The 21,917-nt window shown below is 41.3% G+C and carries 22 protein-coding genes and 2 pseudogenes; 11 read left to right on the forward strand and 13 right to left on the reverse strand.

The features are described 5' to 3' along the window. Window positions 1-48: 48 nt before the first annotated feature. The 10 genes from atpA to AACW45_RS22260 all read right to left on the reverse strand — a co-directional run bounded on the left by atpA (window position 49) and on the right by AACW45_RS22260 (window position 8,466). The gene (gene atpA / locus AACW45_RS22215; protein WP_190634857.1) at window positions 49-1,569 is read right to left on the reverse strand and encodes a F0F1 ATP synthase subunit alpha; all 1,521 of its coding nucleotides are present in this window, start codon (window positions 1,567-1,569) and stop codon (window positions 49-51) included. A gap of 62 nt (window positions 1,570-1,631) precedes the next feature. Next, the gene (gene atpH, locus AACW45_RS22220) at window positions 1,632-2,186 is read right to left on the reverse strand and encodes an ATP synthase F1 subunit delta (protein WP_096644096.1); all 555 of its coding nucleotides are present in this window, start codon (window positions 2,184-2,186) and stop codon (window positions 1,632-1,634) included. Continuing rightward, window positions 2,186-2,743 carry a F0F1 ATP synthase subunit B gene (locus AACW45_RS22225; RefSeq protein ID WP_190546686.1) on the reverse strand — a complete coding sequence of 186 codons (558 nt, stop codon included), beginning with the start codon at window positions 2,741-2,743 and terminating at the stop codon, window positions 2,186-2,188. Before AACW45_RS22225 ends, atpH begins: the two co-directional genes overlap by 1 nt. A gap of 211 nt (window positions 2,744-2,954) precedes the next feature. Then, window positions 2,955-3,386 carry a F0F1 ATP synthase subunit B' gene (locus AACW45_RS22230; RefSeq protein WP_190634860.1) on the reverse strand — a complete coding sequence of 144 codons (432 nt, stop codon included), beginning with the start codon at window positions 3,384-3,386 and terminating at the stop codon, window positions 2,955-2,957. Window positions 3,387-3,564: 178 nt separating this feature from the next. Next, the gene (gene atpE / locus AACW45_RS22235) at window positions 3,565-3,810 is read right to left on the reverse strand and encodes an ATP synthase F0 subunit C (protein WP_015112744.1); all 246 of its coding nucleotides are present in this window, start codon (window positions 3,808-3,810) and stop codon (window positions 3,565-3,567) included. Between the two features lie 152 nt (window positions 3,811-3,962). Continuing rightward, the gene (gene atpB, locus AACW45_RS22240; protein WP_190546689.1) at window positions 3,963-4,727 is read right to left on the reverse strand and encodes a F0F1 ATP synthase subunit A; all 765 of its coding nucleotides are present in this window, start codon (window positions 4,725-4,727) and stop codon (window positions 3,963-3,965) included. 60 nt (window positions 4,728-4,787) lie between these two features. Continuing rightward, complete coding sequence (locus AACW45_RS22245; protein WP_190546691.1) at window positions 4,788-5,228, reverse strand: ATP synthase subunit I; 441 nt, start codon at window positions 5,226-5,228, stop codon at window positions 4,788-4,790. Window positions 5,229-5,859: 631 nt separating this feature from the next. Continuing rightward, window positions 5,860-6,393 carry a PEP-CTERM sorting domain-containing protein gene (locus tag AACW45_RS22250; RefSeq protein WP_190634862.1) on the reverse strand — a complete coding sequence of 178 codons (534 nt, stop codon included), beginning with the start codon at window positions 6,391-6,393 and terminating at the stop codon, window positions 5,860-5,862. A 240-nt stretch (window positions 6,394-6,633) separates the two neighbouring features. Further along, window positions 6,634-7,815 carry a class I SAM-dependent methyltransferase gene (locus AACW45_RS22255; RefSeq protein WP_190634864.1) on the reverse strand — a complete coding sequence of 394 codons (1,182 nt, stop codon included), beginning with the start codon at window positions 7,813-7,815 and terminating at the stop codon, window positions 6,634-6,636. A gap of 120 nt (window positions 7,816-7,935) precedes the next feature. Then, window positions 7,936-8,466: a hypothetical protein gene (locus AACW45_RS22260; RefSeq protein ID WP_190634866.1), complete on the reverse strand. Its 531-nt coding sequence runs from the start codon at window positions 8,464-8,466 to the stop codon at window positions 7,936-7,938. Between the two features lie 432 nt (window positions 8,467-8,898). On the opposite strand from AACW45_RS22260, the pseudogene AACW45_RS22265 reads away from it, so the two are divergent. The 4 genes and pseudogenes from AACW45_RS22265 to AACW45_RS22280 form a co-directional block, all read left to right on the forward strand. After that, window positions 8,899-12,129 (forward strand): annotated as a pseudogene (locus AACW45_RS22265) (phycobilisome rod-core linker polypeptide); the annotation flags it as partial. Between the two features lie 460 nt (window positions 12,130-12,589). Next, entirely contained in the window at window positions 12,590-13,075 is a 486-nt protein-coding gene (apcA, locus tag AACW45_RS22270) for an allophycocyanin subunit alpha (RefSeq protein ID WP_096644086.1), read from the forward strand. A 65-nt stretch (window positions 13,076-13,140) separates the two neighbouring features. Then, window positions 13,141-13,629 (forward strand): allophycocyanin subunit beta, encoded by a 489-nt coding sequence (apcB, locus tag AACW45_RS22275; RefSeq protein WP_096644085.1) that lies wholly within the window; start codon window positions 13,141-13,143, stop codon window positions 13,627-13,629. 240 nt (window positions 13,630-13,869) lie between these two features. Continuing rightward, window positions 13,870-14,076 carry a phycobilisome linker polypeptide gene (locus tag AACW45_RS22280; protein WP_045870451.1) on the forward strand — a complete coding sequence of 69 codons (207 nt, stop codon included), beginning with the start codon at window positions 13,870-13,872 and terminating at the stop codon, window positions 14,074-14,076. Between the two features lie 178 nt (window positions 14,077-14,254). Here AACW45_RS22280 and AACW45_RS22285 read toward each other — a convergent pair whose 3' ends face one another. Continuing rightward, window positions 14,255-14,521 (reverse strand): BrnA antitoxin family protein, encoded by a 267-nt coding sequence (locus AACW45_RS22285; RefSeq protein WP_190634870.1) that lies wholly within the window; start codon window positions 14,519-14,521, stop codon window positions 14,255-14,257. Continuing rightward, window positions 14,505-14,780 (reverse strand): annotated as a pseudogene (locus AACW45_RS22290) (BrnT family toxin). The gene AACW45_RS22285 and the pseudogene AACW45_RS22290 overlap by 17 nt, the downstream one beginning before the upstream one ends. 232 nt (window positions 14,781-15,012) lie before the next feature. Between AACW45_RS22290 and AACW45_RS22295 the strand changes: the two are divergent. The 3 genes from AACW45_RS22295 to AACW45_RS22305 all read left to right on the forward strand — a co-directional run bounded on the left by AACW45_RS22295 (window position 15,013) and on the right by AACW45_RS22305 (window position 16,905). Next, window positions 15,013-15,282: a type II toxin-antitoxin system prevent-host-death family antitoxin gene (locus AACW45_RS22295; protein WP_190634872.1), complete on the forward strand. Its 270-nt coding sequence runs from the start codon at window positions 15,013-15,015 to the stop codon at window positions 15,280-15,282. A gap of 8 nt (window positions 15,283-15,290) precedes the next feature. After that, window positions 15,291-15,572: a type II toxin-antitoxin system RelE family toxin gene (locus AACW45_RS22300; RefSeq protein ID WP_015131022.1), complete on the forward strand. Its 282-nt coding sequence runs from the start codon at window positions 15,291-15,293 to the stop codon at window positions 15,570-15,572. Window positions 15,573-15,717: 145 nt separating this feature from the next. Next, a complete protein-coding gene (locus AACW45_RS22305; protein ID WP_190634874.1) occupies window positions 15,718-16,905 on the forward strand; it encodes a glycosyltransferase family 4 protein in 1,188 nt (395 codons plus the stop codon). Here AACW45_RS22305 and AACW45_RS22310 read toward each other — a convergent pair. Next, on the reverse strand, window positions 16,866-18,056 hold the full coding sequence (locus tag AACW45_RS22310; protein WP_190634876.1) for a glycosyltransferase family 4 protein: 1,191 nt from the start codon (window positions 18,054-18,056) through the stop codon (window positions 16,866-16,868). The two genes, AACW45_RS22305 and AACW45_RS22310, sit on opposite strands and share 40 nt — an antisense overlap. A 216-nt stretch (window positions 18,057-18,272) precedes the next feature. Here AACW45_RS22310 and AACW45_RS22315 point away from each other — a divergent pair, with 216 nt between their 5' ends. The 4 genes from AACW45_RS22315 to AACW45_RS22330 all read left to right on the forward strand — a co-directional run bounded on the left by AACW45_RS22315 (window position 18,273) and on the right by AACW45_RS22330 (window position 21,884). After that, window positions 18,273-19,175 (forward strand): hypothetical protein, encoded by a 903-nt coding sequence (locus AACW45_RS22315; RefSeq protein WP_190634878.1) that lies wholly within the window; start codon window positions 18,273-18,275, stop codon window positions 19,173-19,175. An 8-nt stretch (window positions 19,176-19,183) separates the two neighbouring features. After that, window positions 19,184-19,891: a hypothetical protein gene (locus AACW45_RS22320; protein ID WP_190634880.1), complete on the forward strand. Its 708-nt coding sequence runs from the start codon at window positions 19,184-19,186 to the stop codon at window positions 19,889-19,891. Between the two features lie 3 nt (window positions 19,892-19,894). Then, window positions 19,895-20,503: an FHA domain-containing protein gene (locus AACW45_RS22325; RefSeq protein WP_190634882.1), complete on the forward strand. Its 609-nt coding sequence runs from the start codon at window positions 19,895-19,897 to the stop codon at window positions 20,501-20,503. Between the two features lie 361 nt (window positions 20,504-20,864). Next, a complete protein-coding gene (locus AACW45_RS22330; RefSeq protein ID WP_190634885.1) occupies window positions 20,865-21,884 on the forward strand; it encodes a UDP-N-acetylglucosamine--LPS N-acetylglucosamine transferase in 1,020 nt (339 codons plus the stop codon). Window positions 21,885-21,917 lie beyond the last annotated feature (33 nt).

Consider the following 21,917-nt stretch of genomic DNA (forward strand, 5'->3'; position numbering starts at 1 on the left):
GTCCAGAGTTTGTTGACTGTTGACTCTTGACCGTTGACCAATGACTAATTACACTGTCGCCTTGAAGGTCTTTTTGAATTCGGTTAGCGCTTCCTTCAAAGCAGCTTCTTCAGAGTCACCTAGCGCTTTAGAAGATTTCACTGCTTCAGCGTACTGAGGTTTGCCTGTCTTTAAGTAATCGCGGAGACCTCTGGTAAAGCTGGTAACTTTTTCTACTGGGATATCATCTAAATAACCGTTGATACCCGCATAGAGAACTGCTACTTGCTCGTATACAGACAGTGGGTCATTTTGGGGCTGCTTCAGGAGTTCCCGTAAGCGCTGACCGCGTGCCAACTGGTCTTGGGTAGCTTTATCTAAGTCAGAAGCAAATTGCGCGAAGGCTTGCAGGTCGTCAAATTGCGCTAGTTCCAATTTAATCTTACCGGCAACTTTTTTCATTGCCTTGGTTTGTGCCGCAGAACCTACACGGGATACGGAGATACCGGGGTTTACAGCCGGACGGATACCAGCGTTGAACAAGTCAGAAGACAAGAATATCTGACCGTCGGTAATGGAAATTACGTTGGTGGGGATGTATGCGGATACGTCACCTGCTTGGGTTTCGATGATGGGTAGAGCAGTCATGCTACCTTTACCCAATTCATCACTCAGTTTCGCTGCTCTTTCTAACAAGCGAGAGTGAATGTAGAATACGTCTCCGGGGTAAGCTTCCCGTCCTGGTGGACGACGTAGCAGCAAGGACATTTGGCGATAAGCTTGGGCTTGCTTGGAAAGGTCGTCGTAGATTACGAGAGTAGCTTTGCCTTTGTACATGAAGTACTCAGCAATGGTGGCTCCGGTGTAGGGAGCGAGGAATTGTAGGGTTGCAGGGTCACTGGCGTTAGCGGCGACGACTACGGTGTAGTCCATTGCGCCTTTATCTTGCAGTGTTTGAACAACGTTAGCAACGGTGGAAGCTTTTTGACCGACAGCAACGTATACACAAACTACATCTTCACCTTTTTGGTTGATGATGGTGTCAATGGCGATCGCTGTTTTTCCGGTTTGACGGTCACCAATGATTAACTCGCGCTGACCGCGACCGATGGGAATCATGGAGTCGATAGCTGTAATCCCGGTTTGCATCGGTTCGTGTACAGAACGACGAGCAATAATACCAGGTGCTGGAGATTCAATCAAACGGCTTTCTGAAGACTTGATATCTCCCTTACCATCGATGGGACGACCTAAGGCGTCAACCACTCGTCCAATCAAGGCTTCCCCTACGGGTACTTGGGCAATTCTGCCGGTAGCGGTAACAGAGCTACCTTCTTGAATTTCCCGACCTTCACCCATTAACACCGCACCCACGTTGTCTTCTTCTAAGTTTTGGGCGATGCCAACTGTACCGTCTTCAAATTCTAATAGCTCCCCAGCCATAGCCTTTTCCAGACCATAGATCCGGGCAATACCGTCACCGACTTGCAGCACGGTACCGACGTTAGCAACTTTGACATCTTGGTCGTATTGCTCGATTTGCTGTTGAATAATGCTACTAATTTCGTCAGGTCTGATTGAAATGCTCATGTGTCTAACTTTTTTTTTGGGAGACGGAACAGAGTAATCGGTTCACCGAAACTACTGAATTTCTATGAACTGCTTAAGCGCAAAGAAAGGCGGCGCAACTGACCTCGTAAACTAGCGTCAATTACCTGCGAGCCGACTTTAATGATCAAACCACCAATTAAGTCGCGGTCGGTGTTGATTTCCAGTTCTACTTGGCGAGCATTAGTGATGGAAAGAACCTTTTCTTTTACAGCTTGTTGTTGAGCTTCTGTGAGGGGAACGGCTGAAGTTACTTCCGCTAATACGGTTTGATTCAGCTCGCGCAACAACGTTAAATACTGCTGTAAAATCTGCTCCAAGAAGAAAATCCGCCGCTTGTCTACTAGCAGCTGCAAAAATTTGCGTAAGTAGGGATTTGCGCCATCACCCAAGATTTGAGTAATGACTGCTTTTTTCTGATCCGGCTTAATAAACGGGTTGTCAATTAAGTTTTGCAGTGGTGCTGAATTTTTCAACAAATTCAACAAAGCCCGCGCATCTTCACCAAATTCTTCTGTCAGATTCTGGGATTTAGCAATTGACATCAAAGCCTGGGCGTAAGGTTGGGCGACTTCGGCTGTTTCTACATTACTTTTCATCAGCGTCCTCCCACCTGCGCGATACTGCGGTCAATTATTGTTTGTTGAACATCGTCAGCAATACCAGCCCGCAGTTCTGACTCGACTTTTTGCAATGCCAATGCAGCTACACGCTGCCGTAATTCGGCTAGCGCTCGCTCTCTTTCTGTATTCAAATCTGCTGCTGCTGTTTGTTTTAAGCGTTCCACATCTTGTGCTGCTTTTGCCAATACAGCGTCTTTCGCAGCTTGAGCGCTTTCTTCGGCAGCTTGGCGGATGCGTTGTGCTTCTGCCTGAGCTTGAGTTAACTGCTCTTGCGCCTGAGATAAAGCTGTTTGCGCCTCTTTTTGGCGTTTTTCTGCTTCCCGAACTGCGGTTTCAATTTTTGACCGTCGCTCGTTCAGGATATTGCTTAAAACTTTACGTCCGAAGTAGAATAATATGCCAATCAGAATCGCTAGGTTAATGAGATTGGTTTCTAGTATGTCTAGGTTTAGACCGAAACCACCTTCTGCTGCGCCTTCTGCTAATTCAGAGTGTTCTGTGGCAAGTAATAAGAATGTGCCCATGTTACCCATCTACAAGTGCGCTGCTTGCTAATACGTTGTATTTTCCCGCAGGGAAATAAAGTTACTTAATGCCGCAGGGAAATAAAGTTACTTAACCCCGAAGGCAAATTAAGTGGCTTAACTTCCCGAAGGAAAAAAGTGCCTTTTGCTGACACTTAATTAAGCGCTGTGGGTGAAGTGCCCATTTGCGCGTATGCTTTCACAGAACCTATACTGTCGCTTATCTAGCGAGAGTCGGCCCTAATAGTTTTTCTAGAATTTGTCTGCTTAGAGCATCAACTTGTTGTTCTAACTCGCTAAAAGCTCGTTGTTTTTGTTGCTCTATTTCAATAGCAGCGCGTTCTCTTTCTTGTTGAGCTTCCTGTTGCGCCTCAGCGATTTTTTGGGCAGTAATTTTCTTAGCTTCCAACTGAGCAGATTCGATAGTAGCTTGCGACTGCCTGCGAGCGTCTGCTAGCTGCTGCTCGTATTCCTGGGTTAAGCGTTCGGCTTTAGCCAAGCGTTCTTTGGCTTCAAGGGTATTCGTTCGGATGTAATTATCGCGATCGTCCAGCACCTTGGTCAGTGGCTTATAGAAAATTACATTCAACAAAGCTGCTAACAACAGGAACTGCAATGCCATTAATGGCAAAGTAGCATCGAAATCAAACATTTCTCTCCTCTTTGGCTGGAGTAGCAGTTTTCATGGCTAGCAATAACATCCAACCGTTTATATTTTAGGAACCCTTAGCCAACAAGGGTAACTTACATCAGAACGATTTAATACCCAAAAGATTTTAATTGTAGAGATGTGAAGATTCACGTCTCTACAATCATAAAACTTTTAGGTCTTAGGCAAAGGGGTTAGCAAATAGTAATACTAGAGCGATTACCAGACCGTAAATGGTTAGGGATTCCATGAACGCCAAGGTTAAAAGTAGGGTACCCCGAATTTTGCCTTCTGCTTCGGGTTGACGGGCGATACCTTCTACTGCTTGACCTGCAGCATTACCTTGACCGATACCAGGGCCAATTGCAGCTAAACCAATTGCGAGAGCAGCAGCCAGAACTGAAGCAGCAGAAACTAATGGATCCATGATGATTTTCCTTGCTTGAAGTACAGAACTAACAAAAGTAGGTTAACTAGTAAAGACGTGGTTTCCACGCTGCACCAAGTTCTCACAAATCGCGCTGGGCGATATTTTGAGCATCTAGGCTCGTCGGAACTGTGCTTATCTACTGAGAAGCTTTAGTGATGCTCCTCATGCTCATCTCCACCATGTCCCTCTAAGGCCTCGTGAATATATGCCCCAGCTAGGGTAGCAAATACCAGGGCTTGAATGGCACTGGTAAATAAGCCCAAAGCCATTACAGGCAGAGGTATAAATAGAGGAACAAGCAGAACCAGCACCGCTACAACCAATTCATCCGCCAATATATTCCCGAATAGACGGAAGCTTAGGGAGAGGGGCTTGGTGAAATCTTCTAGGATCGCGATCGGCAACAGGACAGGCGTTGGCTCAATATACTTTTTAAAGTAGCCCAAACCCCGCTTGCTAAAACCGGCATAAAAATACGCCAAAGAAGTCAGCAATGCCAATGCTACGGTCGTATTGATGTCATTGGTGGGAGCTGCTAATTCACCGGATGGTAACTTGATTAGTTTCCAAGGGATGAGAGCGCCTGACCAGTTCGATACGAAGATAAACAAGAACAAGGTACCCAGGAATGGCACCCAAGGGCGGTACTCTTTCTCACCAAGTTGGTTTTTTGCTAGATCCCGAATAAATTCTAGGGCATATTCCATTAAGTTTTGGATGCCACGAGGAATTCTTTGGGCATTGCGAGTAGCAGCTAGTGAAGCTATTACTAGCAGGCCAATCACAAACCATGAGGTGAGAAAAACTTGCCCATGAATTTTCAGATTTCCCAGCTGCCAGTAGAAATGATGACCTACTTCTAACGAGGCGAGGGGAAATGTATTAAAGGCGTTTAAGACACTAAGCATTTGCATTCTTCAAGCATTTTCCCCAACGAGCGAGGATGGGAGTATTTTCTTTGTGAGCCTGACTTGTTAAGAATCAGGAAGAAACGCAGTTTGCACGGTGTAGACGAGGAGCGTGGCTTTGTAAGTTAGAAATCCCAAGAATATGGGCAATATCTTTAGCTCATGCCATTGAGTTGCTAATACAATCAACCCAATAAATAGAGCAAAACGACTTTTACTCAGACGCTTTTTCTCACCACCGAGTCGCTCAACGTCTTTGGCCAGCATTTTTAAGTAAACCACACCTGTACACGCCCCAATCAAATAATTCAGAGCAATGTTCAGTGAATAAAAAATCCACACAGAGATAAAAACAATCCCTGTTATGACAAGTGTGATTACCAACAACTTCTGGTAGAGTTGATAGAACTCCTCCATAGAGTTTACTCGTTCTTCGTCCTCGGAACCAGATTGAGCATTTTGTGTTGTTGTTGGAGTCGATGCAGTTGATTCGTCTGACAAGCTCACGAGACTCGAAACCAGTACAGCTAAGGATGATGACTGCACATCCAGTCAGCTGAATCATATCACGATCTGGTAACAATACTTTAGAAAAAAACAATTAACTTCTTTTCAGCAAACAGCAACTCCCCAAGTTAGTGAGGTGAAGAGATTGAGAAAGCTCTAAATGCAAGGTTACAGTCTATTGAGAGTTTCCCCAATACTGGGCTAAGTTACTATTCGGTAATGTCATCAGTGTGAATACGTAAAACTCCCAATTGTAGTGGGTGTAGTGAGTAGAGGCTAGTTAAGTTGATGAGGATTTTTAGCTAGTCTAACTTCAGAGTTCCCAGAAATTTTGTGAGCGATCGCCTGTCTTGAAATTAGGGGTTAGGGGCTAGGGACTAGGGAAGAGCGATTTTCATGTTGTGGTTGTGGGTTTTTCCCATGAGGGGCTAACTAGCAAAAGAAATCTAAGTTTTGAGGTTGTTAATTCAGAGGGTGGGCGATACAGCTATACTACCAGATTCCAAACAAAACAATATGAATGCCCCAAGAGAGGCACAGGCAATCTCTGGGGCATAAGGTTCTTATTATAGTCACAATGGTTTTTGCACCCCGTTTAACTAACTAGTTAACAGTGGTTATGGTTGATTAATTAGGCTTTGGCAGCTAATTCTGCTTTTTTCCGCTTCATCCATGCAGCAAAGCCTACAGCTAGCAAGGAGCCACCAACTGTCATGGGTTCGGGAACATTAACTGGCCCAGTGGTATCCCCATTCACTATCCCACTCGCATTAATGCTGTTAACGACTGCGAAACGTACTGGCCCAGGTTTGGTAAATGAACTGAGTACAGAAAATCTCAAGTTTGTAAATTCGTTGTTTGCTGATGCAGTCTGGGAACTACCAAGTAATAAAAAGACCGTATCTATTGTATTTTGTACCACAGCAAAGGCTGGTGATGCATTTACTCCAGTTACACCGGATAATTGAGACAATGTCAGACTACTCAAGCCTCCCAGCTTTTCATTAGGTGAGTCAGCAAATACACCGTAATTGTATTTATTAAGGTTACCCGCTTCCTGTCCCAGGAACTTGATGCTCGCTGCTTCAGCAGGTTTAGCATTCACAGCCGCAACAGTTAAGGCTAGGCTTGCAGCAGCAACACTCACATGTTTAGTTAATTTCATCCGCAAATTCTCTGAATGACTACAGTACGATTATTTAAGTACAACCTCTGACGTGAGGTTGTAAACAATGTATCTTATGAATTTTGGATACTGATGCAAAAAGAGTAGCTTTTAGGAAATCTTTATATGAAAGTAATTTTTGTTAAAGTTTGCATCAATATATATTTTGCGAGCAAAAAAAATCCGGAACGTTGCAAACGACCGGAGCATAAGAACAATACAGGAATTTCAGTAGCGAAATTAAGCTGGTGTTAACAAAATCAACTGTTGTTTCACCAATTTTCTGACATCATCCAAATTTATCTGCACATCAGCTAATATTTCTGTCACTGTATAATTACCATTCAAGCGTTGCAGGAATTCCAATTCTGCTAACGATAGCTTAACTATTTGGTAATCGTAGTTAAAAATACTTTGGCTGGGAAAACCCTCTATACAAGGATTCAGTTCGGGAATCGCTTGTAATAGGGTGTTATCATCTGACCAATCGGCTTTGGTAATTGGGGGACGCCCAAGAAAAAATTCGTAATGGCTAACTTCTGGATCGAGTAATTCAATTAAACGGTAAATTTGGCGCTCGCTCAACTGATTGGCTCTTTCAATTAACTCTGGTGCTTTGGCTAAAAGTCTGTCTAATTGCCAAAAACCAGGATTAGAGAAGCCAATAAACTCTAAACCAGAAGCATCAATTAATTCAAACAGAGTCTCAATATTGTAATCAATCTCTTGGGGATGAACGTACATATCAGCAAAGTTTTCATCCCGATGATTTTCCATTGACCAGCGCTCTTTTTCGCGCTTGACAATCCGGTTATTTTCTGGTAAAGAAGAGAATAATTGCCGTCCAACTTGTACGCCATCGCGATAATCGCCACGTTTGTCACCTTGAAGGAGAGCGATCGCTTTTTGCATGAGTTGAATTTCCCAGCGTCCCAACTCACCATAGACAAAAATGTGCATTAAGCCGCCTGGTGCTAGCTTCTTCGCTAAGGCTTGAATCCCGCGAATTGGGTCAGAAGTATGGTGTAATACACCAACGCAATTAATTAAATCAAACTCACCTGGTAGCTGTTCCACATCAAACAAGCTGAGGTGATGAAACTCAACGCGATCGGCTTTGGAACGCTGACAACGTTCTTTAGCTACAGCTAAAGCACCAGCACTCAAATCGATACCAACAACCGAAGCTTGGGGATTGAGGTGAACTAAATATTCTGTACCCACCCCAGTACCACAACCAGCATCTAAAATGCGGATGTCTTGCTTTTGCGGTTTTTGACCAGTACAAAAATTGTAAGCAGCGAGCCAATTCCAGCGCCAGTTATAACCTGGAGGTGGTTCATCTAACAGTGGTTCTGGAGGAAAGGGGTAAGTGTTGTAAAGTTGAGCAACAGCAGCGCTAACAGTTTGGGCGTCGGACATAACAAGTAATTTTGGCGGCAAAATTGAGTTTACCAGATGTAGTTTGCCACTTAACTACTCAAGTTATTGGCGTCTTAGCTGTTGCCTATCTCTACAAATAAATTCACAAATTAAATAATGCTAAATATCGCATTGATTGGTTTGGCAATATTTAGCATTATTTATTGCATCTTGAAGACTGCTTAAGGAAATTATCTGAAATGCAGAACCACCTTGCACTTCAGCAGTAATATATGCATATTTTTGACCGCGAGAGAAAAGGTCTCGACCAACCTTAATTACATTACGAGACTTTTGATAATCGTTAGCAATGCTGGAATTATAAATATTTTGAATTAATTTTACTGCTTTACTATTTTTCTGTGTAAATTTCAGGCTAGAGTCACCACTGATTGTGATTCCCTCTTTCGTTACTGTCCCATTCTGAGAAGTAACATCAGCATAAAAATACAATTTACCTTTGGTGCCATCATAACCATGCGATTCGCTGTTATATTTAAGCGCTGGTAACATGGCTTTAGTCTTGACCCAATTGACAACAGTACGAATATTTTGTCCTGGTAAAGCATGAGCAGGAGCCAGGGAAAGACTTACAGCCAAAGTAGATACAGCCAGAGAAAGCTTTAAGAAAAAGATGTGACTCTTGAACATAGTATTTAAATTTTAATTTATGTGTCAATAAAAACATTATAGCTTGCGTATAAGAAAGGATCGCTAAATCCATTGAGTAGCCAAGAAAGCAAATAACCAATGACAAATGACCATTGACCATTGACTAATGACCATTGACTGCGAAAATATTTGTGTAGGTTTTGATCAAGAATTGATACAAAACTTAGTCTAAATCTCAGGGAAGCAAGAGTATTAGCTCTGGAACTTAGCGTCTGGATACGTCAGATTCTACATACTTCTTAATAAATCAACAGGGAAGCCGCAAAACGTTCTAATCTAAAAGCTGACTGGGTTAATTTACTGGCAGTTTTGAAGGCGGTACTCTTAAGGCATGACTACACCGATGTGTCAAGCCTCAAAGCGACCCAGACTTAACACATAAATGATTATGATGGGAGTTTTAAAAATCCGATGAGTGTTAAGGCAAGTGGTGGAAGCTCGGTTGCGCGTCCGCAACTATATCAAACCCTAGCAGTAGCAACAATTTCCCAAGCGGAACAGCAAGACCGCTTTTTGGGGACTGGTGAACTAAATGAACTGGCAAGCTATTTTGCATCTGGTGCAAAGCGTTTAGAGATTGCCCAGACGCTCACGGAAAATTCCGAGATTATTGTATCTCGGGCAGCCAACAGAATTTTTGTTGGTGGCTCGCCAATGTCTTTTTTAGAGAAGCCAAGAGTAGCAGAACTAGCTACAGTTGGTGCTGCTAGCGGGGATGTTCAAGAAGGCATGAAACTAGGTACTGTTACCTATGTGGAAAGTCGGGGTGGATTTTTTGAAAATTTACGCTCTATCTTTAACAGTTCTCCTAGCGGCCCAACCCCTCCAGGTTTTAGACCGATTAACGTGGCTCGTTATGGCCCTAGCAATATGGCTAAGAGCTTGCGGGACTTATCCTGGTTCTTGCGCTATGCTACATACGCGATCGTGGCAGGCGACCCCAGTATCATTGTGGTGAATACCAGGGGTTTGCGGGAAATTATTGAAAATGCTTGTTCTGGTGAAGCAACAATTGTGGCTTTACAAGAAATCAAAGCAGCATCACTTTCATTTTTCCGCCAAGATGCTAAAGCGACTGAGATTGTGTCTCAGTACATGGATGTGTTGCTGACAGAATTTAAAGCCGCAACACCTTCCAATAAAGTGCGTCAACGTCCTTCGATTGACCAGCAAGGCTTACAACTGCCACAAATCTACTTTGAAGCGGCAGAACGGCGTCCCAAGTTTGTGATGAAGCCTGGGTTATCAGCCAGTGAAAAGAATGAGGTAGTGAAAGCTGCTTATCGGCAAATCTTTGAGCGCGACATCACCCGTGCTTATAGCTTATCTATCTCTGACATAGAATCTAAGGTGAAGAACGGCGACATCTCCATGAAAGAGTTTGTCCGCCGGCTTACCAAATCTCCCCTTTACCAAAAACAGTTTTACCAGCCTTTTATTAACAGCCGTGTAATCGAATTGGCTTTCCGTCACATTTTGGGACGGGGGCCAAGTAGTCGTGAAGAAGTACAAAAATACTTCGCGATTATTTCTAATGGTGGTCTACCTGCTTTAGTAGATGCTTTGGTTGATTCACAAGAATATAGCGACTATTTTGGTGAAGAGACAGTACCTTACCTGCGTGGTTTGGGTCAAGAGGCTCAAGAATGTCGTAACTGGGGGCCACAACAAGACCTGTTTAACTACAGTGCGCCTTTCCGCAAAGTACCTCAGTTTATTACAACATTCGCTGCTTACGATCGCCCATTACCAGATCAGCATCCCTATGGTTCTGGTAACGACCCATTAGAAATCCAATTTGGCGCGATTTTCCCGAAAGAAACCCGCAATCCCAGTACCAGTCCTGCGCCTTTTAGCAAGGATACCAAGCGGATATTAATTAACCAAGGTCCGGGAATTAATAGCCAAGTTAGCAATCCTGGTGCTAGAGGTGAGTTTCCTGGTAGCTTAGGGCCTAAAGTCTTCCGGTTGGATCAACTGCCAGGCACAATTGGTAAAAAAGCTGCCAAAGGTGCAAGCATTAAGTTCTCCGAAAGCTCTACCCAAAAGGTAATCAAAGCTGCATACCTACAAGTTTTCGGTCGTGATGTTTACGAAGGTCAGCGCTTAACAGTCCAAGAAATTAAGCTAGAAAACGGACAAATTTCTGTTCGGGAATTTATCCGTGCTTTGGCTAAGTCGGATGTATTCCGCAAAACCTACTGGACTTCGCTGTATGTTTGTAAAGCGATTGAATACATTCACCGTCGCTTGTTAGGTCGTCCTACCTACGGTCGTCAAGAAATTAACAAATATTTTGACATCGCTGCGAAACAAGGCTTTTATGCTGTAGTAGATACGATTATCAACAGCGTAGAATACAGTGAAGCATTTGGTGAGGACACAGTACCTTACGAACGCTACCTGACTCCGGCTGGTGTTGCATCCAGAAAACTGCGCGTTGGCAGTATCCGTGAAGATGTAGGTGGTAAAGTCCAGAAGCAAGAAACACCACTGTTTGTCACCTTGGGTACAGTTAAGGATAACCGGACAGAACCAGATATTCAGTTCCGCATCAACCAAGGTGTTAGCAAGCAACGGGAACAAACCAAAATCTTCAAGCAAGTGGCAAATATCAACGATAAAGCTGCTGTGCAAACGTTGATTAGTGCTGCTTACCGTCAGATTTTTGAACGGGATGTTGCACCTTATATTGCGAAAAACGAATTTTCAGCTTTAGAAAGCAAACTCAGCAACGGGGAAATTACTGTTAAAGAATTCATTGAAGGTTTAGGTTACTCTAGCCTGTACATCAAAGAGTTCTACACTCCTTACCCCAACACCAAGGTAATTGAATTAGGAACTAAGCACTTCTTAGGCCGCGCACCTTTAAATCAGGCAGAAATCCGCAAGTATAACCAAATTTTGGCTACTCAGGGGATTCGCGCCTTTATTGGTGCTTTGGTAAATAGTGCAGAATATGGCGAAGTATTTGGTGAAGATACAGTACCTTATCGTCGCTTCCCAACTCTACCTGCGGCTAACTTCCCGAATACTGAAAAGCTGTACAACCAGCTGACTAAGCAAAATGATGATTTGGTAGTACCTAGCTTTAAGCCTGTACAACCACGCCTAGCTTTGGCTGGTTCATCATCTAATGGCAGTTCATATACTGATTTGGGTCGTTCTTCTAGCAGCGTTCAGGGACAATTGGGTGAAGTTACTGTAGCTAGCAACCGTTCCAAGCCTGCACGCATTTATCGTTTGAGCCAAGGTGCAAACCAAGCGGAAGCGCAATCGGTAATCAATGCTATTTACTCTCAGGTATTGGATGTATTTAGCAATGAGATCCCTGCTAATTACCGCTTAACTGCATTAGAGAGCAAACTGCAAGCTGGAGAAATCTCCGTGCGGGAGTTTGTGTGCGAACTAGCTAGTTCTGATATCTATTGCGATCGCTTCTACACTCCTTACCCCAGTGCTAAAGTAATTGAGTTCCTCTGCCGTCACCTGTTGGGACGCGCACCAGAAACTCCAGGCGAAATCAGCGAGTACAACAAGCTGTTAGCTAGCCGGGGTTTGAGAGCTGCTGTTGAAGCCATTGTTAATAGTGCAGAGTATGCTCGCTTCTTCGGTGAAGATGTAGTGCCTTACGCACGCTTTTAATCGTTGAGCGCAGTTAACTCTTAATCTTTCATAGTTACAGGTCAAGAGTTCAAGGTGTTGAACTCTTGACCTAATTCAGTGCTGAATACTGATAACTCAGCCATCATTCAGCACTGTTTAGTCGTGACTATTGACGGTAACGCCGTAATCTTTCGTAACATTCCTTTCAGAATCTTTAACTTTCGCTAAATCTGAAAAAGAATATTACAAAATGTTAAGAGCAGTCATAAATGCTCAACAGAATGCCGGAGAATGTTTTGCGGAAGGTAACTAAATTTTCGCCGCTTGCGTAGTAGATATTGACTACAAGCAGTTCTTCTAACAACACAGATGACATTTTTGTCAAGTGTTTGTTCTGAAGAATTAACTAGAAAAAAGCTACCGTTATCCAAAATTTAAAGCCGCACCAGTTTTAATTAAAATTCTGGTTTAATTCGTAGATTGGAGGAATCCATTAATGAGTATCGTCACGAAGTCCATCGTGAATGCTGATGCAGAAGCCCGCTACCTCAGCCCTGGTGAGTTAGATCGGATCAAGTCCTTTGTTAGCAGTGGTGAGCGTCGTCTGCGGATTGCACAAATCTTAACTGAAAACCGCGAGCGTCTAGTTAAGCAAGCTGGCGAACAAGTTTTCCAAAAGCGTCCTGACGTAGTATCTCCTGGTGGAAATGCTTACGGTCAAGAATTGACAGCTACCTGCTTACGCGACTTAGACTACTACTTGCGTCTAGTTACCTACGGAATCGTTTCTGGCGACGTAACCCCCATCGAAGAAATCGGTGTAATCGGCGCTCGTGAAATGTACAAATCCTTGGGTACTCCTATCGAAGGTATTACTGAAGGTATCCGTGGTTTAAAGAGCGGCGCTTCTGCATTACTGTCTGCTGATGATGCAGCTGAAGCTGGTTCTTACTTCGACTATGTAGTCGGTGCCCTCTCCTAGGTTAAAGCGGTTTCGCTGCTAAAACCGAAGTATTGTAATACGGTTGGAAAAAAGGAATTAACAACATGGCTCAAGACGCAATTACCGCAGTCATTAACTCTGCAGACGTTCAAGGTAAATATCTAGACGCTTCTGCTTTAGACAAGCTGAAAAACTACTTCTCCAGTGGCGAACTCCGCGTGCGTGCTGCTAGCACCATCAGCGCTAACGCTGCTGCGATCGTTAAAGAAGCTGTAGCTAAATCTTTGTTGTACTCTGACGTTACCCGTCCCGGCGGTAACATGTACACCACCCGTCGCTACGCTGCTTGTATCCGCGACTTGGATTACTACCTCCGCTACGCTACCTACGCTATGCTAGCTGGCGATCCTTCCATCCTCGACGAGCGCGTACTCAACGGTTTGAAAGAAACCTACAACTCCTTGGGCGTTCCCGTTAGCTCTACCGTACAAGCTATCCAAGCTATCAAAGAAGTAACCGCTAGCTTGGTAGGTTCTGATGCTGGTAAAGAAATGGGTGTTTACCTAGACTATATCTCCTCTGGCTTAAGCTAAGAGTTAGTTGGCACTTAATAATTTAGGTGCGACTTAATTGAGGTCTGGAAATCAATCGTGAGTGCTAGAGTGTTTATCGCTTACCTTGGTTGAAATAATCAATTATGATGAGTGTTAGTGGTCTAGTATTGATGCTTGATTTCCAGCCTTTGCAGTGATTAATTTAAAGAATTTGTCTTAAAAAACACTCCCCTTTTTTGAAATAAAAAAGTTTTCACAATTACTACAGGAGAATCTAAGATGGCCCGGTTGTTTAAAGTTACTGCTTGTGTACCCAGTCAAACCCGAATTCGCACCCAACGCGAACTACAAAATACCTACTTCACCAAGTTAGTACCCTTCGAGAACTGGTTCCGCGAACAGCAACGCATCATGAAAATGGGTGGCAAAATCGTGAAAGTTGAATTGGCAACTGGTAAGCAAGGTACTAACACTGGGTTGCTGTAATTACCATCTATATAACGAAGATTATTGTAGGGAGTTGCGAAGAGGTCGAGCGAGGCCTCTTTTTTGTTATTGGGCATGGGGCATTTTTCTCTCTTATCCTCCTTGTTCCCTCATTCCCTTGTGATTGATGCGGGTAGAGCGATCGCGTTTTGGTTGAGGATATGTAGATCACATTTGTTCAGCCTATTTTCTCTAATAGTGCTTCATTAATAACTGTTTGATATCCTATTCCTCGTTTTTCTGCCTCTTTCTTTGCCCAGGCTATAATTTTAGGATGAAATCTAATGGAAACCGGCTCATACTTTTCCTCTTCATCCTTGGCTGGTCGTCCGCGCTTCCTGAGTGTAACCCCAAACTGATCTGCGATCGCATCTCTGAATTTTTGGTTTTCTTCTGGTGTAACTCGTCTTGCTCTGTCAAAAGGAAACTCAGATTCCTGATTCATATTGTTGACACTCCCTTTTGGTCGCTCTTCTTGCACTAATTATCCTGATTCGCTCACCTCGCATGGTAAAAACAACCACAACAATTAAGCCATCTTCTGTTTCACCAATTGCCCATTCCCTTTCTTCTCCCTAAGAATGACTAGAATCTTCCGTAAACATGAGATAAGGGTCGGCAAAAACTGTTACAGCTTTCTCAAATTCAATACCATGCTTCAAAAAATTTGACTCAGCTTTATTATCGTCCCATTCAAAGCGCATTTATAGTATATACCAAAAATATTGTCTTTGCCATCCTACACCAACTTGGACTTTGGGATGAAGTGCAGAGAGACTGCGAGAAGTAAGTCCTTCGCGTTTTGGTTTTGGGGATGTGCGATCGCATTTATTAAGTTTATGGGAAAATGCGATCGCGTGAATTTAATTAGTTGCTAAAAAATATTAATGATGTACTTGTTATAATCTCTTCATAAGCATTTAGGAAAGCTTGAAAATGCGCCAATTTACCCTTGGAGATATCCAAAATATCTACAGCGATGTTTTAGAACAAGCTGCGACGGAACCAATCAGACTGACAAGCGAATCACAAGCTAGTTACGTAATTATGTCAGCGGAGAATTACGAGCAATTAATGAATAGAATTGCTCAATTAGAAGATTTAATTTTAGGTCAACAAGCACAAATGGCTGTAGCTAATTCTAAAATGGTTGGCTCTGAGATTTTTACTACAGAACTCGAACGTCTAGCAGCATTTGATGATTAATTTATGGTATGGCAAAATTAGATGGTTTAGAGACGGTTCTCGATTTTCTCAAAGGTTTACAACCCAAAATCGCTGCCCAAATAGCGAAAAAAGTAATGTCACTCAATGTTGACCCCTTACCCGCAGATTATAAAGAATTAATTGGTTATCCAGGATACTATCGCGTAGATTCTGGAGAATATCGTATTGTTTACCGCTTTGATATAGATGCAGATTTGGTCGAGGTAATTTTAGTCGGTAAACGTAACGACGATGAAGTGTATAAGCAGCTTAAACGTTTGCTGGGCTAGAGATTTGTAGTGCGATGTCTGACGACAAGCCTTACGGCTACGCATTTGTGGTGTTGGAGAAGTGCGATCGCAAAATTAAACTTTACTCTTTTATTCCCATTCTGCAAGAGATAATTACAAGGCGGAAATGAGCTAAAGGACAGTCATGACACGCCTACTTTTCATTACAGAAAGATTTGCGCCAGATTTGGGTGGTTTGGCTAGGAGTGCAACAAGGTTGGTAGGGACGCTGTCACAACTGGGTATAGAGGTTGATGTTGTGACTTGGAGTCGTTATTTACAACCGGGTGAGGTTTTACCACCGGAAACTAAAGAAGCAAAGATTCGTGTTTATCGTATCGGATTATATCGTCATTGGGATATGACGATGCCTCATACATTAAATGTTTTGGAATGGTTACATTCTGCCTCTCGTTATGATGCTGTATGGGGACATTATTTGTTTCCCAGTGGTTTTTTGGCTACTTGGTTTGCTGCACTTGTAGGATTACCTAGTACAGTTAGCGCCCGTGGTAATGATATTGACCGCGAAATGTTTCCACCGGGAGATTTTGCCCGTTTGCAATGGACGCTGCAACATGCCAAGGTGATTACGGCGGTAAGTGCTGATATGTCTCGTAAGATTCAGCTATTGAGTGGGCGGGATGATGTATTGGTATTGAAAAATGCGGTTGATACAGAAATATTTTCTCCGCCAAACCTCAGCCCCTCTCCGCAAGCGAGGAGGGGGGAAGGAATTACTAGGGAGTCTTTGGGAATTACTCCAGATGAGGTGATTTTGGGCTTTTGTGGAGAATTGCGGGAGAAAAAAGGGCAGCAGTTTTTATTGAATGCTTTAACCACAGTTCGACAAGTACATCCTGCTTGTTTGTTAATTATTGGTGAGGTACGCCCTTCTCAAGAGTCTGTGCTGCAATTGTATAAAACTAATCAGCCAGAAAATTCCCAGAGAATAATTATCACAGGACATTTACCAAATTTGGAGGCGGTGGCTGAATATTTACGCCTGTGTGATGTTTATCTCCAGCCTTCATTGTGGGAGGGTATGCCAAATGCTTTGTTAGAAGCAATGGCTTGTGGTTGTGGTTGTATCGCCAGTGATGCGGGTGGGATTCCAGAGGTGATTACACATGGTAAAGATGGCTTTTTGCTACCTCGTTCACAGTTACACAAGCTAGGTAAGGCGGTGTTGGAATATTTGACGTTAACAGATGAGGAGAAAAATCACATTAGCCAAGCTGCACGCGATCGCATTTTAACTGAATATTCCCTAGCTCAAGAAAAATTACAGCTTCAAACTTTAATCGCCCGTTTAATTCCCAATTCTGTATAAGCTTTAATTAAAGCTGCGCCAGCACGTTGCCAAGTATAATTATCTTCTATTCGCTGACGGGCATTAATCGCTAGTTTTTCCCCTAATTCTGGCTCATTTTGCCAGCGTAACACGGCATCTTTGAGAGATTTGGCGGAACCTGGCTTAACTAATAAAAAATGTACTCCATCTTCTCCTAATTCCCTCACCACTGGTAAATAGCTAGCAATTACAGGTATCCCTGTTGCCATCCCTTCTAAAATCTTCAAAGGACAACAACCTTGAACTAAATTGCGATCGCTTGGCATTAAAGGAGCGAAAATTACATCACTGGTATGAATATGTGTCACTAATTGAGTTTGAGAAATTGGTTCTAAAATAGTTAATTTATCTGCTACTCCCAGTTTTAATGCTAGCTGTTTTAATGCTTTAATTTGATATTCTCTGGCTTGTGCAATAACTTTTAAATTAGCAGGAAATTCTCGGTTAATTAAGGCTAATGCTTCAACGGCTAGATTTACACCTTGCCAAGGTGAAAGTGTACCAAAGTAGATAATTTCTAGTTTGTCATTTGTCATTTGTCCTTGGTCATTTGTAAATATTTTTAAATCTACGCCGTTGGGAATTACACGGATTTTATCGACAGAAATACTGCGATTTTGTAAATATTCGCTGGTGATACTGCTGGGGGTGATAATTAAATCGGCGGCTTCCAGACAAATTTGCTCTTGAGAGTACAATTTATGCAATAATTCTCTATCTTCAGCTACGGCAGGATAGCGATATTTTAACTCGATTGATGGTAAACCGTTAACTTCAAAAATTAGGCGATCGCAATATTTCTGTTTATTCCTAGCAATGGGATATCCTTCATAAATTGAACGTATATGTATAGATTCAAATCGCTTTCCTTGCAACCAATTGAGAAGTGAATGCCGAAAATATAAAACTCTGTGAATTAAAGTCTCTCCTATTGCAGGGAATGTAGTTTGTCTAACTTGTGGATAAATTTCTTGAGTATCTATACCTGTTACTGTGGGAGAAACTGTGATTAGATGAATATCTTCAAAAGCTGTGGCTAAAGCAATAGAAAAAGCTTGGATATGAATAGCTGCACCTTTAGGCGCAGGAACTGTATCAAAGGCAATATAAGCAATTTTCGATTTACTCATTAATGTATATAAATTTCGTTGACACTTAATTTTCTGTTTGATATACTGACAGCCACATTGTATATATTGCTAATATATAGTAATTATATTTGTGTAAATAAATTACTTTTTTTGATGACATGCAAAGGACAGCGCTAAAAAAGTAAAATTTTATATATATTTTGTCAATAAAGTTAATAAAACTATTTTTAATTTAATAAGCGGAGTTTTGAGAAAATGTCGATTGAATTTATTAAGTTCAAACAAAGCCAAATTTATACAGCAAAAGCAGATATTAGTACAATTATTGCTGATTTGCAAGAAATAGCAGGTATAGATCAATTAGCAGAACTACAGCAGAGTAAATATGCTAAACGAGCGCTACATTATTTTTACGGAATAATTGCCTGCGTTGTTTTAGGTTTTATATTATTTTTAGTAATGGCTCAGTTTCCAGCCGTATCTTTATTAATATTGGTGCTGTTTTTAGGAATTATTGGTTTAATATTTGCAATATTATATGAATTGTTTAAAAAATTCAAATTGCGGAAGTTAAATATTATTAATTTTCGCTATGAAGTGACGCAGCGAATTGTAGACATGCTATCGCGAGATATGGATACAGCTAGCGAATTAGAAATTCAATTATCCTTTAAAAAGACGAGAATTAAAGAAAATTTAGCTGAAACTGTACCTCATCCCACTAAGCGCGACTGGAAAATAGATAAATATCAAAATGAATGGTTAAAATTAACAGGACAGTTTTTAGATAAAACTCGGTTTTTATTAACTGCTACTGAAGCGGTAAAAACTCAATATGGTTGGAAACGTGGTAGCAGTGGTAAAAGCAAATATAAAACAAAAACTACTGATATAGGGTTGGATATAGTTATCAGCTTAAATTATCCCCAACGCCGTTATGGAGCAATTAAAATTTTGCAAAATGAAATTAGTAATGCGGTAAAACTTCCTTACTTATCTCATCTGCGGAATATCAAGCTGACAGATAAAGCTATACATTTAAGTGTACGGATGGCTCCACAAGTAGCAGATAAAAGCCAAGAAATATATGAAACAATCACAATGATGTTTCTCAGTCTTTATCAAGTATTAAATTTAGCAAAAGTTATTTCTAAATAAGATAAATTATGAAAATAAAAATTTTGAGAAGTTTTTTGGCATTATTATTAGTCACTACTATCGTTAGCTGTGATAGTGCTAAGTCTGGTAATGAAGTAGCGAGTAATAGTAATAACAGTAATAACAGTAATAACAATAATAATAGCAGTTCTCAAACTACATCAGTGGCTACTAATGTAGCTGCGACTCAGGAGAAAATTAAATTTAAGACTGAGGGTGGTACAGAATTATTTACGATGAAGCCAGAAGCGGATGGTGCGAAATTAGTTGATGCTAAAAATCAAGAATTAGCCAGAATTAAAGCTGATAAATCCGGGAAAATCAAAATCAAGAATGCATCAGAAAAAGTATTAGGTTATGTAGTCAGCGAACAAGGTGCTTGGAAGCTGAAAGATGCTAATCAACAACAAGATTTATATATTCTGAGAAAGCAGAATGATAGCGAATATAAGTTAGAAGATGGAGCGAAGAAAGAAGTTTATCTGATTCAGTCGCGGAATAACGGGTTTGAAATAGTCACACCTAACAAAAATTTAGTTTATCAAGTAAAAGTTAAAAATGATAAAATCTCGTTAATCAAAGCACCATCAAAAACAATTTTTTCCACCAAATCTCAATTATCGCCAATTGCATTTACCTGCTTTGGCTTTGATGTTCTCACCCGCGAACAGCAAGCTGGTTTAGCTTATGCTGTCAATTTAACAGGAGGTAAATAAACTTTGCAAATTCAGTTAAGTTGGCTAGATCCCAATAGTGAAGAACAACGAGAACCATTATTAGAAACTCCAGTAGCTATTGGCAGAAGATTTTCAGAAATGCCACAAAAAATCAATGAACAAAGAGTTTCGAGAATTTCTATTGAAGATGACTTAATAGCAGATTATCATGCTTTAATTGATTGGCAAAATCAAGAATTAGTAATTACTGACCAAAATACCAGCAATGGCATCAAAATTAATGGCGTACAGGTGAATGGTGGTATTCTAAAAAATGGCGATCGCATTACTGTTGGTGCTTGTGAAATCGTGGTAAGCTTTACTTCCACAGTTTGGGAGTGCGATCGCATGGTAGGCTTTCTATTTAAGCGTCGCTGTGGTCGTACTGATAGGACAGGCTGTCCTGATTGTAACCAAACTTACGCAGATGACTACGCCTATTATTCCGAATATGGTAATTATCGCTCCGGTTGGGGTAGAGATTACTATGAAGACCGCGGTCGCTATTCTTACGATCCGGAAACTGGTGATGTAGACTTTACAGAAGCGGATGCTGTAAGTTTAGAAACAGAGCGAGATGCTGATTTTGAAAGCGATATGGGAGCAAGTTGAGATTTGTTAATGGTCAATATTGCTTGATTATTGTTCTATATTTTTCTATAAACTAGAATTTCCCTTTAAACAGCTATTTATCTGGTTTTATCTGTATTTATCTGATTTTAGCTATTGTATCTACTCAACAAAAAAGTCATAGACTATAATCTGAAGTCGAAATTTGCTAACTTAAAGTCAAGTTAGCGACATACATGATATACCTCGATTAACTATTTAAAGGTAGATCGTGTACCGCTAGATGTGACTTGGTATGAGAATTGATATTGCTGGTTGATGAGATGAATAAAATTCATCTTACATTTCTGCAATGTCGATAATTTTATATTTTAATTTTTAGTGAGAGCAAGGTAACGTAATTTTGACGGAGACTTGGCTAATTTACGCTTTGGGTGGTGGTTGGGGACATCTAAATCGTGCTTTATCATTGGGACGAATAGCGACAAATCGCATAAATGTCAAAATTATTACTAATAGTCCCTATGCAAAGCAAATAGATGATGAAGGCTGTTTTATCTATCTAATTCCTGACAACATAGGTGCTTCTCAGACTTGTTTGCGCGTCAGAGAATTACTATATAATACCGCCTACGATCGCTTAATTATTGATACCTTCCCCAGAGGATTAGGAGGTGAGTTAGTAGATATTTTACCCCAATTGAATCATATACCCCGGATTTTGATTCATCGGGATATTAACTCACGTTATGTAGCAGCTAAAAACTTACGAAATTTTGTTATTAAAAACTTTGATAAAGTTATTGTTCCCGGTGAAGGAAAAGATTTAGCATTTTGCGATTTACCTATAGTAGAACATACAGAACCTTGGTTAATTCGTAACTTTTGGGAATTACCAGATAAAGTGACGACGCGATCGCATATTCTCAAAGTAGATAAATCTGTCAAAACTATTGTTGTTTGCGCTTCTGGTAAAACATCAGAGTTAGCTTTATTTGGTAAATTAGCTCTACACCTACAAAAAAACTTCCCCGATTGCGCAGTCAGAATTTTAGCTGCTCATTGTCCCCCAGAATGTCCAGAAAATCTTTGGATCTCCCACCATCCAGGAATTGAATGTTTCGCCGCAGCTGATGTTGTCGTTGGTGGTGGAGGTTATAATACAGTTTATGAATGCGCTGCTGTGGGTGTACCTTTAGTCGCCTTAGCCTTAGAGCGATTATACGATCGCCAAGATAAAAGAGCTTGCAACAGTTATTGCATACACAACATTGAAAATATGCAATTAGATAAGCAGCTATTACATATCGAACAGACTGTTGATTTGATTTTAAAGCAAGCAAAGTCAGTCAAAAATTCATCTGTGCCTTTTTATATAAATGGCGCTGTACAAGCTGTAGATAGAATTGAGCAAACCAGATAGAGTAATTCTCAGTCAACCCTCAACAGTCAACCA

This window comes from Calothrix sp. FACHB-168 (assembly GCF_963889195.1).
GTDB classification, from domain to species: Bacteria; Cyanobacteriota; Cyanobacteriia; order Cyanobacteriales; family Nostocaceae; genus Aulosira; species Aulosira anomala_A.